At 33.2% G+C, this 14,439-nt stretch carries 23 protein-coding genes; 15 read left to right on the top strand and 8 right to left on the bottom strand.

Annotated elements, in window-relative coordinates; genetic code table 11:
- Positions 1–23: 23 nt before the first annotated feature.
- The gene (locus tag ACFO6W_RS06475) at positions 24–326 is read right to left on the bottom strand and encodes a hypothetical protein (RefSeq protein ID WP_379994584.1); all 303 of its coding nucleotides are present in this window, start codon (positions 324–326) and stop codon (positions 24–26) included.
- A 1,002-nt stretch (positions 327–1,328) separates the two neighbouring features.
- Between ACFO6W_RS06475 and ACFO6W_RS06470 the strand changes: the two genes are divergently transcribed.
- Positions 1,329–2,000, top strand: coding sequence for a CPBP family intramembrane glutamic endopeptidase (locus tag ACFO6W_RS06470; RefSeq protein WP_379994583.1), 672 nt, complete (start codon positions 1,329–1,331; stop codon positions 1,998–2,000).
- A 141-nt stretch (positions 2,001–2,141) separates the two neighbouring features.
- Here ACFO6W_RS06470 and ACFO6W_RS06465 read toward each other — a convergent pair whose 3' ends face one another.
- From ACFO6W_RS06465 to ACFO6W_RS06435, 7 genes are all read right to left on the bottom strand, one after another.
- Positions 2,142–2,900, bottom strand: a complete 759-nt coding sequence (locus tag ACFO6W_RS06465) for a phosphoadenosine phosphosulfate reductase domain-containing protein (RefSeq protein ID WP_379994582.1) — start codon at positions 2,898–2,900, stop codon at positions 2,142–2,144.
- Entirely contained in the window at positions 2,900–3,424 is a 525-nt protein-coding gene (locus ACFO6W_RS06460) for a hypothetical protein (protein WP_379994581.1), read from the bottom strand. The genes ACFO6W_RS06465 and ACFO6W_RS06460 overlap by 1 nt, the downstream gene beginning before the upstream one ends.
- Positions 3,425–3,570: 146 nt before the next feature.
- On the bottom strand, positions 3,571–4,050 hold the full coding sequence (locus tag ACFO6W_RS06455) for a hypothetical protein (protein WP_379994580.1): 480 nt from the start codon (positions 4,048–4,050) through the stop codon (positions 3,571–3,573).
- Positions 4,051–4,133: 83 nt separating this feature from the next.
- Positions 4,134–4,379, bottom strand: coding sequence for a hypothetical protein (locus ACFO6W_RS06450; protein WP_379994579.1), 246 nt, complete (start codon positions 4,377–4,379; stop codon positions 4,134–4,136).
- A gap of 12 nt (positions 4,380–4,391) precedes the next feature.
- On the bottom strand, positions 4,392–4,739 hold the full coding sequence (locus ACFO6W_RS06445; protein WP_379994578.1) for a hypothetical protein: 348 nt from the start codon (positions 4,737–4,739) through the stop codon (positions 4,392–4,394).
- Positions 4,736–5,299 carry a hypothetical protein gene (locus ACFO6W_RS06440; RefSeq protein ID WP_379994577.1) on the bottom strand — a complete coding sequence of 188 codons (564 nt, stop codon included), beginning with the start codon at positions 5,297–5,299 and terminating at the stop codon, positions 4,736–4,738. Before ACFO6W_RS06440 ends, ACFO6W_RS06445 begins: the two co-directional genes overlap by 4 nt.
- A gap of 19 nt (positions 5,300–5,318) precedes the next feature.
- Entirely contained in the window at positions 5,319–5,720 is a 402-nt protein-coding gene (locus ACFO6W_RS06435) for a hypothetical protein (protein WP_379994576.1), read from the bottom strand.
- 534 nt (positions 5,721–6,254) lie between these two features.
- On the opposite strand from ACFO6W_RS06435, the gene ACFO6W_RS06430 reads away from it, so the two are divergent.
- From ACFO6W_RS06430 to ACFO6W_RS06365, 14 genes are all read left to right on the top strand, one after another.
- Positions 6,255–6,734, top strand: coding sequence for a VOC family protein (locus tag ACFO6W_RS06430; RefSeq protein WP_379994575.1), 480 nt, complete (start codon positions 6,255–6,257; stop codon positions 6,732–6,734).
- The gene (locus tag ACFO6W_RS06425; RefSeq protein WP_379994574.1) at positions 6,731–7,039 is read left to right on the top strand and encodes a chorismate mutase; all 309 of its coding nucleotides are present in this window, start codon (positions 6,731–6,733) and stop codon (positions 7,037–7,039) included. The genes ACFO6W_RS06430 and ACFO6W_RS06425 overlap by 4 nt, the downstream gene beginning before the upstream one ends.
- A 55-nt stretch (positions 7,040–7,094) precedes the next feature.
- A complete protein-coding gene (locus tag ACFO6W_RS06420; RefSeq protein WP_379994573.1) occupies positions 7,095–7,697 on the top strand; it encodes an NAD(P)H-dependent oxidoreductase in 603 nt (200 codons plus the stop codon).
- On the top strand, positions 7,698–8,180 hold the full coding sequence (locus tag ACFO6W_RS06415; RefSeq protein ID WP_379994572.1) for a GNAT family N-acetyltransferase: 483 nt from the start codon (positions 7,698–7,700) through the stop codon (positions 8,178–8,180).
- Complete coding sequence (locus ACFO6W_RS06410) at positions 8,173–8,943, top strand: class I SAM-dependent methyltransferase (protein WP_379994571.1); 771 nt, start codon at positions 8,173–8,175, stop codon at positions 8,941–8,943. The genes ACFO6W_RS06415 and ACFO6W_RS06410 overlap by 8 nt, the downstream gene beginning before the upstream one ends.
- Positions 8,940–9,257, top strand: a complete 318-nt coding sequence (locus ACFO6W_RS06405) for a cupin domain-containing protein (protein WP_379994570.1) — start codon at positions 8,940–8,942, stop codon at positions 9,255–9,257. The genes ACFO6W_RS06410 and ACFO6W_RS06405 overlap by 4 nt, the downstream gene beginning before the upstream one ends.
- A gap of 167 nt (positions 9,258–9,424) precedes the next feature.
- Positions 9,425–9,883, top strand: coding sequence for a GNAT family N-acetyltransferase (locus ACFO6W_RS06400; protein ID WP_379994569.1), 459 nt, complete (start codon positions 9,425–9,427; stop codon positions 9,881–9,883).
- A 237-nt stretch (positions 9,884–10,120) separates the two neighbouring features.
- Entirely contained in the window at positions 10,121–10,708 is a 588-nt protein-coding gene (locus ACFO6W_RS06395) for a DJ-1/PfpI family protein (RefSeq protein WP_379994568.1), read from the top strand.
- A gap of 29 nt (positions 10,709–10,737) precedes the next feature.
- A complete protein-coding gene (locus ACFO6W_RS06390; RefSeq protein ID WP_379994567.1) occupies positions 10,738–11,571 on the top strand; it encodes a class I SAM-dependent methyltransferase in 834 nt (277 codons plus the stop codon).
- A gap of 145 nt (positions 11,572–11,716) precedes the next feature.
- Complete coding sequence (locus tag ACFO6W_RS06385; protein ID WP_379994566.1) at positions 11,717–12,283, top strand: GNAT family N-acetyltransferase; 567 nt, start codon at positions 11,717–11,719, stop codon at positions 12,281–12,283.
- Positions 12,273–12,761 carry a GNAT family N-acetyltransferase gene (locus ACFO6W_RS06380; RefSeq protein ID WP_379994565.1) on the top strand — a complete coding sequence of 163 codons (489 nt, stop codon included), beginning with the start codon at positions 12,273–12,275 and terminating at the stop codon, positions 12,759–12,761. The genes ACFO6W_RS06385 and ACFO6W_RS06380 overlap by 11 nt, the downstream gene beginning before the upstream one ends.
- A 112-nt stretch (positions 12,762–12,873) precedes the next feature.
- Entirely contained in the window at positions 12,874–13,380 is a 507-nt protein-coding gene (locus ACFO6W_RS06375) for an RNA polymerase sigma factor (protein ID WP_379994564.1), read from the top strand.
- Positions 13,370–13,822, top strand: coding sequence for a hypothetical protein (locus ACFO6W_RS06370; protein WP_379994562.1), 453 nt, complete (start codon positions 13,370–13,372; stop codon positions 13,820–13,822). The genes ACFO6W_RS06375 and ACFO6W_RS06370 overlap by 11 nt, the downstream gene beginning before the upstream one ends.
- Before the next feature lie 48 nt (positions 13,823–13,870).
- Entirely contained in the window at positions 13,871–14,281 is a 411-nt protein-coding gene (locus tag ACFO6W_RS06365; protein WP_379994561.1) for a DUF5024 domain-containing protein, read from the top strand.
- The last annotated feature ends 158 nt before the right edge of the window (positions 14,282–14,439 follow it).

The raw sequence follows: 14,439 nt of genomic DNA, 5'->3' as shown, positions 1-14,439 counted from the left end.
AACATATAGCTTATTTTTTCTACTCAGCCATCGCTTCCGATTTTAAACATAGGAACTTTTTTATCTCCCATATTATTTATATAATCAGGATCAGTAGAGAACATCGGGTATAAACTTCTCCAATCAGTAAGGTTGACACGAGGAAGCAGCAGGCCTTTTGTTGAATTTGATTCACCGTTGGCTGAATCATATTCTTTTAAATCCAGCAAAGCTCCCATAGAGGGAGGTATACCGGAACCAATTGTTACCTGAGCCTGTAAATTTACGGGGCTAATAGAAAAAATAGTAAATACAAAGATAAAATGAAGGAAATTCTTAATTGTCATATCCAATAATTGTAAAGTTTTAAAAAATAAGGATTTTGTCTTCAATATTGATTATTCATATAAGTTCTAAAACCGACACAAAATTGAGGTTAATTGAAAAACAAAAATTATTTTAATGTAAAATATTTAATGTGCCAAAACGTAAAATAATATGAAACTGTTATAATATAGGCTTTTATTTGTGATTATATCCTTTAATTATTTTATCAGTATAAATGATTTGTGTCATGGATGATATTCCAGTTTTATTATTCCTATTTTCAATGTAACTGTTTTTTGTTAATGTTAACCGGCGTAATACCAGAACCTGAAGTTTTCAGGATCAGTATATCCCCGATTGTATAATACATATCCCCGGTTGTTAATAACAAGGAAGATTCATGGTTTTAATAGCTTGTTTGTATAATTTCGGTTATTTAAATATCTACTGATAAAGTATGCTTTAGCTCTGTACCAGACTTGGCAGTTTTGAGAATAATAATATCCCCTATATAACTTTCATTTTTTGTATAAATGCATTTTACCAGCAATTCTCAAACTTATCATTTGATTGTATTTTATAAAATTTGATTTAATAATAAATTGGTTATTTCTCTTATTTATCAAAAATATATATAACCTTCTGTATTTTCATTCCTGTCTCTGCTAAAAGGAATGTCCATGAAATAAATCTTCGTCTTATAAGACAAAAAGAATCCGATAATATCCATCATTCATATTTCGCTTTCTTTAATAAATTAATTAATATAATAGTTAAGGCTTCGTTTTTGCGAAGCATGAAAAATGAAGCCTTAACTATTATGCTGAGTTGAAAGTTATGTAAGGTTACATTTAAATATAATTCAAATAAAGTATTTCGATAATAGGTTCCTTGCATAAATAACTGCATGGAAATTCTAAATAGATATCTTGTACTTAATAGTATACCCAAAATAGTTAATATATTTCTTCGTATTTAAGGAATAAACAAAATGTAAAGAAAATCAAATTCAACATATTGATATGAATACAGCTGAAATGAAGAAAGATCCAATTTTAAAATATTTTTTAGTTTTATCTCCTATTCTGGTTTTAATAATAACTAAAATAATTGTTGAAATTTGCACAAAAAAAATTGAGCCTCAAATATCATGGCTTCCATCATTTATTGGCTATTATCTTACAATTCTATTAATGTTTTTTATTGCAAAGAAAATTAACTTAGTTTCATTCAAGGATATTTTCAATTTTTCATTTAAACCGATTCCGAAAGTTTCCTGGATTTTGGCTGGTGTAATTTTTCCTGCATTAATTCCGCTGAATGTATCTATATTAAAAATAGGTTTAGTCCCTTTTGAATATATGATTTACATTCTTATTTTTTCAGTTATCAATCCGATATTTGAAGAGACTTTTTGGAGAGGGCTTCTTGCCCATATTCCATTCAACCGTATATTTATTATACTATATTCTGCTATTCTCTTTGGCTTCTCTCATTATTTATTTTGGCATTTTTGGTTCAATATACCAATAGTTACAGTTGTTACCGTAATTTCAACCACTGTAATGGGAATAATGTGGATGTGGTTTTATCAAAAGTGTAAAAATATTATATATCTCATAATATCCCATTTCTTTGTGGATGTATTCAATTTATCGGTAGCAATATATTCAGGTATAATTCCTGCCTGGTAATATACTAATCGTTATTATTTTCCAACTTAAAGACCTTATTATTGGTAGTATTATATCTTTTTATGCAATAAAAGAAGCATCAGGATTATTATAACTAACTAAGAATAAAACAGTTGTTTTATAGACAGATCAAATAGTTTATCAGTTTAATGATATGAATGAGGCATTTGGTGGAGACGAAGTTTCAGAAGCAGCTCGTTTTTGAAACCGCTTTTCCAGATCGAAGATGGTTTCGCCACATTTACGTCTGTAAGGGCGGTTCGTTTTAGATTGCAAATCTTTTAATTTTTCCCAATAATCAGGCAGATACAGATAGATATTATATAATTCTTTCAGGTTTTTATTCCCACAAGACCAACAACTGACTCTATCAAGTATTGAGTATAGGGCGATACCGTTTTCCCTCCAGTCAAAACCTTTTTCATAACAATAAGCAAGGGCTTCGGCTTCCGTTATCCCCCAATCGGCTAAAGGAAGTATTCGGTTAGGACGCCATTCTTTTTCGAATCGGAACTGTTCATCGGCAGCCAAGCCAACATAATACATCGAATCCTTAATATACTTGCGGAGGACACGTAACTTTTCGCTGGTACCCCAGCGGCAAGTGCCGCCACACCATGAGTATCCGTATTGGTGGATTAGCCCTGTTTCCCGTTTTCGCACAGGTCTTTCCAACATCGAATACAGGAAAGGTGTTTCCGGATACAGTTCGGTATATTTAATTCCGTTGGCTTGCAGTATTGGAAGCATTTTATCTCGTGTGTCATACAATGCCTGAAACTCCATGCCGGTATTATAAAATACCACTTCATCCAATGGATATTGCTTTTCTATCAGCATCAATGTCTGACAGAGCGAATCTTTACCAAAGCTTATGGATGAAATATATTTGACATCCATCAGTACAGTTTTAATAAAATGGGGCTTAATCGTCTGTTAACACAGATTTTTCGTCCGTAATGATTCTCAAAGGCTTCAATAAGTTTTTGGGTATCGATTCCGTATTCTTCAGAGTCATCCCGTGCGATATGGGATATGATGCGATCTATCGTCCATTCTTTTTTTATAAAATAGGACCATATCCAATATCTTCTAATGGGATTCTTCTGTTTCATTTCCTCCCATTCCAAATCTGTTGCCGGGCGCTTATAAATTATATTATACCAATGAGTTTCTGCCATACGTGCCCTATCCTGCCATGGCATCAGGTCGATTACAACAGCTATTTCTTCTTTTTTTATACACTTATGTTTTTTACGGATGCCATACATCACGACAGGCCTCTCCCAGCCGGGATGTGCCTGCCGGTATTTCTTTGTTTCGTCAATCTGTTTTAGTAATGCATCCAGATCTATTTTATCAAGAAATTCCATAAGCCAGCGTTCCCTGCTGACTGTACAATAATCAGATTTGAATGAATGCATAATATTTCCGGATGGTGAGACAGGTTAATATGAAATTGTATCAGGGAATATCATCGTTGAGTAAATATGTTTTATAAAAACTATATTAAAACGGAACCCCATACTTAAGTTAAGCATGGGGTTTTTAATTTCCGTTCATGATAAATCTATACTTCCGGTATTATCTCTATTTCTTCCATTCTCTCATCATCGTATTTTCGAAAAAAGATATTACCTTCCGCCCAATTCATAGCTTTCAGATACAAGTAAAACGCCTCTTCAACAGATAAACCATCAGCCGGGACAGAGGCTAACATCTCTCCCATTACCACTTCACTTGTTTCATATTCTTTCTGAACTTGCCTAAGTGTAGGTTTACGTGTATTATTTTTCAGTCCGGTAGAACAAATTACCTCCAGCTCTTCTTCTTTATAATCGGCAAAGGATGTTGCATCGAAGATTATTTTTACCTGAATATTTTGTGTATCCGGCTTTTCCTTTGCTCTTACTTCTGTAACAATAGCGTAAGGAGGGATATTAAGATGTTCACTCTTTCCCGTGATTGTATTGGCGAATGCAAAAACGACCGAGCCATAATTGGCTTTTACGATATCACCTACCTTTATACTTATGTGTTGATTATTCATTGTTTATACTATTTGTCTATAAATGAACCCGGGAAATTTCCTCTCAGTTTACCTATATATAATTTGTAATCAGTTTATTTACTTTATCTGCCGGGCTGAACTACTGGTTCAGCCATAACTTCAGACAATCCATGTATCACTATCCAGTTATTGGTATTATCTACGAGAATATCATCATTAACATCCTGCAGAAAGCCTGAGAGTTTATATTTGGTTATCTTTCCCTTTTTCCACAACCTGTTAAGTTCTGCCAAAGAAAAGTTTTGCGATTCTTCATAAGAAAAACCGCAAAGAGGCAATAGGAATATCTGAATATCATCCAATTTCATATATTCATTTTTTTAATCATCTATCAATAATCTATCCATAAACTCAATCCGGTACTCCGTATTCTCGTAACGCCAGATATCTTCGCTGTCACTGTCTTCTTCCAAGGTGGAATATAACCATTTTTTCAGGTCTGCATACCCGTCAAAATTCATATAGATCTGCTCATCTTCTTTTTCATCCACTTCCTGCACCAGTTTAACCGTCGCCGGCCATTGCAGGTCATAACAGATTCTATTTTCAAGCCAGACTATAGCATATAACGGCTCTTTCCCATTCTCTTTTTTATACGCTTCATACAGGCTATCCATCTCAGTACGTAATTCAGGTAGTTTGCATTCATTTTCAATATGATATTTCAAAGATACCGGAGTTTAAAATCTGCTAAATCAGCAATGCGGTTATAGTATTTATCATAAAGCGGATTAAATACGTCTTGATAAAAGTCTGTATATTCTCCGTTTGAGTTTGCAAAGTATTCAGGAAGCTTTCCATAGCCGTCCACCATTTCTTTCTCAGCCAAATTACATGCCATTTCCATGATATTGGAATTAATCGCATCCTTCATATTTTGTGATTCTTGTCGATTGCCTGTCCAGCCCAGGACATATGCGATAAAGTAGAGTATATCGGAATACTGATCCGGATCAATCTTGAATTCGATTTTGCGACAGCCGGTATCATCATCTATTCCATCAGCATAAATAAGTCCGCCATTATCCAGATAGACATCCGTAATGGAAATGAAATAGATATCCTTTCGTCCCGAAAGGATGGTTGTCAAAGGATAATCGTCGTCGTCATCCTCTTTTGTGAAAGTGATGCGCCCGTTATTTTCCTTAATAGCTCTTTCTATCAGGGATTTCATTTTTTCGCTGATAACATCTTCTTTGGATTTCAGCATGTGATATTCTTTTTCCATATCCTATATCATATTAGTGTTATTCAAAATCGCGCATATTAAATATTTTATTCATATAAACCCGGACAGGGCCCTTTATAGGTTCGAACCAATCGTCTTCCTTTGGCAAATGATCCATTGCAAATACGGTTTTGATCTCTCCCTGGATAAGGTTCTTTATCCGCTGACTCATTTTCCGTTCGACAATTACTTTTACTCCTCTTTTTTGAATCTGAGGATCGGGAGGAAGGTTAAATCCCTTTACTGCATTTTTAACCCTGGTCAGGGATATCCCATCTGTATAACCGATAAGGATACAACAATAATCATCCTTATAGTCAGTACTACAATTAAAGTTTACTTTCGGGAAATATACTCCCAGAATGGTCCTGATCTGACTGAGTTGTCCGGTTTCGGCAGGAGTTGTCAATACTTCACTCATATACTATTATTTTTTATTAATACTTCGAATCCCCTGAGACACAGGTATCCGTTTATTTTCAGGCGATTAAGCTTGCAGGGGTACGGCGTGGCAAGGTTTTAAGGGAAAATACAGTCCGTAAGGAGTGGAGATTTTCACTTAAACGCCGAATGGCAGACCTTGCAAAGCCGGAAAACCGCTGCAATAGCTTGCCTGAAGAATATACGGATAATTATTTGCTATAGAAGTGAGATTTAATAACCGATGTTGTAGTATTTAAACCGCCAAATGATATAATATAATCCATAATATATTTCGCGCCAAAATGTAAATTCTTACTTAAAAATCAAGTTAAACATATTCATATTCTACGCTTAATATCAATTGTTTCTAAAAAATTTATTATATGGCATTATAAACTTTTTACTAATTAAAATATAATATAATAAAACAGGGTTAACTTAGCAATCTTATGAGAATTGGGTATAAGAGGGTTGTAAATACGCTTTAGACAACAACTTTGATTTTGTTATAGAAATATTAAGAATATAAAATATGGATTTGAAGAAATGCACTCCGGTTCTCTTTGTAAAAAACGCAAAAAGTTCCCGTTATTTTTACGAAAAGGTATTGGGACTGACAGTTACAGCCGACTTTGGTGAACAAAATATTATATTCAAAGAGGGATTTGCTCTTTGGCAAATTTCTGAGGAAAATATAATTTCCAAGACATTGGGCGATGATAATATTTATGATGTAAACACTATCAGCCGCTTCGAATTATGCTTCGAAACGGAATGTTTGGAACAGATATATCATAGGTTGAAACAAAGTGAGGCAGAATTTTTACATGAAATCAATACAGAGATATGGGGTCAGCGAACGGTACGGTTCTACGATTATGACAGACATTTGATTGAAGTCGGAGAAGCAATGCATGTGTTCTTTCACCGTATTTATGAAGAAGAGGGGCAAAATCTTGAAGCTACAGCAAAGCGAACCTATACGCCTGTCGAAATATTAAAAAAAATTTGAATGAAGGTGGTGTAGTTTCCGGATGCGAGAGTCTTGAAGAAGTACGTTCCGGTATAGATCTGACGGATGAATTGATTGTAGCCCTTATTGCAAAAAGAGCTGAATATGTCAGAGAAGCTTCTAAATTCAAGAAGTCGGAACAGGCTGTGCAGGATAAACAAAGGGTAGAACAAGTCATTGCCTCTAAAAGAGAACTGGCACAGAAACATAACATATCTCCAGAGCTTATAGCAACAATATACCGGAATATGATTGATTATTTTGTGACAGAAGAGATGAAAATCTGGAAAGAAAGGAATAAATAGTTTGTATTTACAAAGCAGGATATAAAATAAACATAGGTAAAATTATAAAGAATATATGAAAATATCAGTCATATTGGCACATCCTTACAATGAGAGTTTTAACCATGCAATAGCGAGTAAAGTTACGCAAACGCTAAAAGGTAATGGTCATTTTATTTATTTCCACGATTTGTATGGGGAAAGATTTGAACCGGTAATAACTCCCGAAGAACTCATTTCCGATAAATCGGAAGATCCCTTAATTATTCAGCATTGGAAAGAAATAAAAGAAACGGATGGAATTATTATTATTCATCCGAACTGGTGGGGACAACCTCCCGCTATTTTAAAAGGTTGGATAGATAGAGTCCTTCGTGAAAATATCGCTTATACATTCCCTGAGGGAGACAATGGAGGAGGTTTGCCTATCGGACTTCTGAAAGCTAAAATAGGGTTGGTTTTCAACACATCTAATACACCTAAAGAAAGAGAGGAGAATGTATTCGGAGATCCTCTTCATAGAATTTGGAAGGATTGTATTTTTGATTTTTGTGGAATAACAAAATTCGATAGAAAAATGTTCCGCGTTATTGCAGGCAGTGCAGACCGGGAGCGGAAAAAGTGGTTAAATGAGGTTGTGGATATGGTTAATAAGTATTTTCCAAAAAAAATCCTATAAATGGCTGAAGTCAAATCAACAAATATGAATATACCAAAAGCCACAATATTCGATTTGCCGGATATATTAGAATTGCAAAAGACAGCATTTTGTCCTGTTGCAAATTTATTGGATAATACTGAAATCCAACCAATGATTCAGACTTATGATGAATTATTGCAGGAGTTTAATAAGGGTATCATTCTAAAATATGCACAAGATCATGAGATTGTTGGATCTGTGAGAGCTTATGTTGATAAGGAGAATGTTTGCCATGTAGGAAAACTAATCGTGCATCCCAATTATCAGAATAAAGGTATAGGAAAAGCGTTGATGGTTGAAATCGAGAAAAAGTTTACTACTTGTTCAAGATATTTGCTATTTACAGGAGAGATAACTCCCAATACATTATATCTTTATACAAAGTTGGGATATAGGGAAGTATGCCGAACATGTGATAGTGCATGTATGATAATAATGGAGAAATCGAATAGAGATGAGTAGTAATTATCAAGTTGGAGATTTAATTTACGATACCGATATTTATGATGGTATGAATACCCACATAAATGATTTGCAATTTTACAAGCGATGGTTACCTCAAAACAAGGATACCCAAATTCTTGAACTCTGTTGTGGTACAGGTAGACTTACTATTCCAATAGCAAAAGATGGATATGATATCAGTGGGGTAGATTACACTTCTTCTATGATCAGACAAGCGAAAGTAAAAGCCTCCAATGCAGGATTAAAAATTGAGTTTATCGAGGCTGATATTAGAATTCTAGACTTGAAGAAAAAATATGACCTCATTTTTATCCCTTTCAATTCTATTCATCATTTATATCACAATGAAGATTTATTTAAGACGTTTAGTATTGTTCAAAATCATCTCAAAGAAGGAGGTCTATTCCTGTTAGATTGCTTTAATCCGAACATTCAATATCTCGTAGAAGGAGAAAAAGAACAGAAGGAGATTGCGACATATACAACAGATGATGGACGAGAAATATTGATAAAACAAACAATGCAATACGAAAGAAAAACTCAAATCAATCGTATAGAATGGCATTATTTTATTGACGGAGAATTTGATTCTATCCAAAATTTGGATATGAGATTGTTTTTCCCTCAAGAATTAGATTCATATATAGAATGGGCTGGGTTTACAGTTATTCACAAGTTTGGAGGATTTGAAGAACAAATATTTGATGATAACTCTGAAAAGCAGATATATGTTTTAAAATGTAAAAATGAAACCGTATGAATAAATTATCAGACTTTATTACACCACCCAACCACATCAACTTTCTTTCTAAAAAGCTATTTGGGGATTGTGGTGAAATAATAAATGGCTCTATTGCTTATTTGGAACCAAATGGAGGTGGACCAACAGAGTTACATACACATGAACACGATCACTTGTTTATTGTAGTTAAAGGAGAGGCTAAAGTATTGTTTGATAACAATATTCATATAATAGCGGAGAATGATTTTTTTATTGTAGAAGGCTTTAAACCACACTCTGTATGGAATAATATTTCTGAAACAACTATAATGATTGGTATATCCCTAAAATAAATATAAACTGTATGCTAAAATACTGTGGAACTCAAGCCATAAATTCGGAAAAACTTATTTAAATTCGAATATGTTGATCGTTTATACTATTCAATACTCAAACAAGAATATATAAACCTGAACTAAGACAAATATGTTAAACGACGAGAATTTCATTCGAAAGTATAATGAAAGAAATAATTGAATTTAGACAGACAGGTTCCGAAAACGAAGATTTTCTAAAACTGGTTATTGAACTGGAAAAGCATTTGACAAATGCCGACCGGAAGGCTCATTCCGAATGTAAACAATACAATAATCTTGAAACTATAAAACATGTCATTATTGCATACATTGGTGGAATAGCAATTGGTTGTGGAGCAATCAGAGAATATGATACTGATACGGTTGAAGTAAAAAGAATGTTTGTATCCATAGCTGCAAGGGGGCAAAGTGTCGGAACCAAGTTGTTGATAGAATTAGAAACATGGGCAAAACAATTAGGATTCAAGAAATGTATTTTAGAGACCGGGAATATGCTGCCCGATGCTGTGAGGTTATATAAAAAGAACAATTATGTTCAGGTTCCAAATTATGGGCAATATAAGGATATGGAAAAAAGTATTTGTTTTTCAAAAGAACTGTAAATCAATAAATGTTAGAATCTTAACAATTTACACAATAATAAAGCATGTTACAGCATATTGGAACTCAAAGCATAAATACTTTTATGGCAATTTCAATATTCCATAGATAATGATATAATAGCTTATTGAATTTGCGATCCTAAAATTTAATCGTTATATACAAATCCGAAAGAAGCTAGTTCTAAATTGAGAATAGCAAAACTGATAGGTTTAAATAAATTGATAATTTTGAGAAGTATGCAAAATAAGAGAGTATTAGTATTTCTGGCAAAGGCATTTGAAACTATGGAATTTTCTGTTTTTATAGATATTTTTGGTTGGGCCAGAGTTGATTATGGACATCATTTGTTAGTTGATACTTGTGGCTTTACTGAAAAAGTTATAAGCACATTTAATGTACCTGTTTTAGTAGACAAAACCATTGGAGAGATAAACGTTGACGAATATGACGCTTTAGCAATACCTGGTGGGTTTGGGGAATTTGGGTTTTATGAAGAAGTGTATGACGAAAGATTTTTAGAATTAATCAGGGAATTTAATACAAAGGGTAAAATTATTGCGACAGTATGTACCGGAGCATTGCCTTTAGGGAAAAGTGGGATTCTTAAGAATAGGAAAGCAACTACTTACCACTTAGATAACGGTTATCGGCAAAAAGAGCTGGAAAAATTTGGAGTTATTGTTGTGAACGAATCAATTGTAGTTGATGGTAATATTATCACGTCTTATTGTCCGGAGACAGCTCCTAATGTCGCATTTGAATTATTAAAAATGCTGACCTCTGAAAAAGAAATGGAAGTAATAAAAAAAGCTATGGGGTTTTAACATAGTTGTATAAATACCAGAAAATAACGATGAAAAACTACTTAAATAAAGAATTGAATTATCTGAATCGTGATATTACAAATGTTTGCGATGAGTTAGGATTATGGGCATCTCCCTTCGGAGTAATGCTATTAGATAATTTCCCGATTAAGAATTATCAAAATTATTTGGATATAGGTTGTGGTACAGGGTTTCCTTTAATTGAGATCACAAACCGGATTGGGAGTGAATGTAAAGCTGTAGGGATCGACCCGTGGGGCGAAGCCGTAAAAAGAGCTCAAGGTAAAATAGACGTGTTGCAACTTGATAATATATCGGTTATCGAGGGTAATGCTGAAAATATTAATTTTCCGGATGATTATTTCGACTTAATAACTTCAAATCTGGGAATAAACAATTTTGAAAACCCTTCGAAAGTTATCAATGAAAGTTATCGTACCTTGAAACATGGAGGGATATTCTGTGCGACTACAAATCTTACAGGTACTTTCAACGAATTCTATAACTTATTCAGGGAAACCCTGTTTGAGCTAAAATTAGAAAAATATCTTTTGGGATTAGATAATCATATAAACCATCGGGGAACTGAGAAAAGTTCAGTAGAACTATTTGAAAATAGCAGATTTAAAATAATAAGAACAATAAAATCTGAATATCAAATGAGATACTATAATGGCTCAGCCTTTCTTAATCAACCCTTTATAATTATCGGTTTCATTGACGCATGGAGAAATATGTTTGAAGATACTCACAAACAGGCCTTTTTCGATGTTTTCGAGCGTAGACTGAATGAATATGCCAATCAACATGGAGAGTTAAGGCTTACAATTCCTATGCTTTATATTGAAGCACGAAAAGAATAAAGTATTGTTTGAAAACAAAACTAAGATACAGATAATAGCAGAGAATAATTCTTTTATTGTAGATTGCAACATGCTTCACTCCGTTTGGAATAATACATCTAAAACAATTATAATGATTGGTATAACTATAAAATAAATAAACAACATGCTAAAACACAGCGGAACTCAAGCCATAAATACGGAAAGACTTATACTAAGACAGTTCCAATATACAGATGACAATAATATGTTAAGTTTTTGGATCAGTGATCCTGAAATTCAATCGCTATATTCAGAGCCTATATATACGACAAAAGAAGAGGTGAAAGAGCTACTAGACAAGTATATCGATTCTTACCAAAGAACAGACTATTACCGTTGGGCTATCGTTGAGAAAGAGTCCGGAATTTGTATTGGACAAATTGCTATATTCTTGGTTGATAACAAGAATCATTTCTGTGAGATTGAATATGCATTAGGCAGTAAATTCCACAGAAAAGGTTATGCGACAGAGGCGGTAAAATGTGTTTTAGATTTTTGCTTTAACAAAGTGAATTTTCATAAGATACAAGTATGCCATAAAGAGGGGAATGCAGCATCTCAAGGAGTTATTCGAAAATGTAATTTTACTTACGAAGGAACATTACGAGATTTTTTCTATATGGACGAAAAATACATAGATCGCCTATATTATTCTATGTTAAAAGAGGAGTATATCAAAAATGAGTTTTAAATTATCCTTTCGATCAGCTCAAACAAGTGATTTGGAAAAGGTCTGCCAACTCCCACAAAATGAGGAGGAACTATTCTTTATGTTTCCCAAAGCAGACTATTATCCACTGTCTGTTGAACAACTAGAAGCAGTTGTGGCAAATCGCTCCGATTCAACAGTTATTTTGCTCGATTATGAAATTGTAGGCTTTGCCAACTTTTACGAGGTTAAAGAAAATAATTATTGTTCGATTGGGAATGTTATTGTCAGTTCTCATTTTCGAAACAAAGGGATAGGTAAATATATGATTGAAACAATGGAATCTATCGCATTGGAGAAATATAATATCAGAGAAATGTATATTTCTTGTTTCAATACCAACACAAAAGGAATCTTATTATATTCGAAACTAGGATATACTCCCTATGATATAGAAGAACGGCTGGATAAGGAAAAACAAAATGTAGCCCTGATAAAGATGAAAAAAAAGAGATTATAATTTATTTAATCTATTATATATTCAACAGGCTTAACATAAAATACAAATATTTGCTCCTGTTTTTTATTTCCGATGTTATGTTTTATGATTTCAGGTTATATAATAATATAAGATGGATAAAAAACAGTTTATAGAACAAGTCGTTTCATTGAAGGTAAAATTGAAAAATTATGCCTTCAATATGCTTTCGAACAAAGAAGACGCGGACGATGTTGTTCAGGAAGCCTTTTTAAGGCTATGGGATATGAGGTGTAAACTTGACAGCCACACGAATATATCTGCCCTATCCATTCAAGTGACAAAATTCATTTGCTTAAATGTAATTCGACAGAGAAAACTGCGAAGTAAATTGAATGATATATCAGTATTTAAGGAAGATATGTTTTTTCTTGAAAAAGAATTATCATATAAGGAAGATGCAGAGATCATCAATCAAATAATAGATAATTTACCACCGATGCAAAAGTCCCTTCTTAAAATGAAGCATCTTGAGGGGCTGGAAATAGATGAGATAGCTGCTATAACAGGGAGTGATCCTTCCGCTATACGAATGAACTTGTCAAGGGCAAGAAAAAAAATTCAGGAAATGTATTTCAAAGTTCATAATTATGGAAAATAAAGATATACATATAAAACGGTTACTGAAAAAGTTTTTCGATGGAGAGACGACATCAGGTGAAGAGGACGAATTGTATTGTTACTTTGATCAATCTAATATCCCGGAAGAGTTTAAAAAATATAAACCGGTGTTTAGCTATTTTTGCAATGATATTTCCAAGAAACTAAATACTGATTTATCCGGTTCAAAAGACTGGAAACAAAAGAAATCCGGAAACAAATTATTGCTGTATATTACAGGGATTGCAGCCACGATCCTGTTATTAATAGTAGTCAACCCTTTACTTAAGAATGAAACTCCATACAAGGGTAGTTATATGGTGGTGAATGGCGTCAAAACATATAGCATAGATAATCCGGAAGAAATAGAAAGAGAAATTTTGAATGAAATATATCAAAGAGAGAAAGAATTAGACAATATTGAACTGGAATCAGAGAAATAATTTAATATAGATAATAACATATCGCATTAATTTCAAAAAGCAGATAATATGAGATCATTTAAATATTTATTACCCGTTCTACTACTTGTATTTACGACTGTTAATCTTTCTGCACAATCAAATTTATTGAAATGGGTTGCAAAATGCGAAAGCCTGAAGGATGTAGAGACAACCGTTATAAACAGGAATAATCCTGATACCAGGCAATTAGAGCGAACTACGACAAAAATTGTATTCTCTGATAATGAAAGCCTGCTGAATGAATTATTTACGGCTTTTGATAATGATAAGTCATCTACAACAAAATATGCGGAAAAGAAAGAAAATGAGAAAATCTTACCTAGCAATTGTCGTTTTTTTGATAAGATACAGAAAACTGATACAAGATTTGTCTTTCATTTCGATGTTGGAGGACGAAATTTTGTATTAGTGACAGTACGATATAATTACGAAGAATAGCATCCCCATTCTATAATAATATCAGAAATTACTTCTTTATGTTAGTGAGTTTTTAACTCGCCGGTCATTTCTATGCTCTGATTTATATGAGCTAATTAATAATGCGAATCAGTATTTAAAAAATTAGATAAATAAAAGCGATGGCAATTTTACCCATC

Origin of the sequence: Dysgonomonas termitidis (assembly GCF_042654545.1) — a bacterium.
In the GTDB taxonomy this organism is placed as follows: domain Bacteria; phylum Bacteroidota; class Bacteroidia; order Bacteroidales; family Dysgonomonadaceae; genus Dysgonomonas; species Dysgonomonas termitidis.
This window is presented reverse-complemented; position numbering and strand designations above follow the sequence as displayed.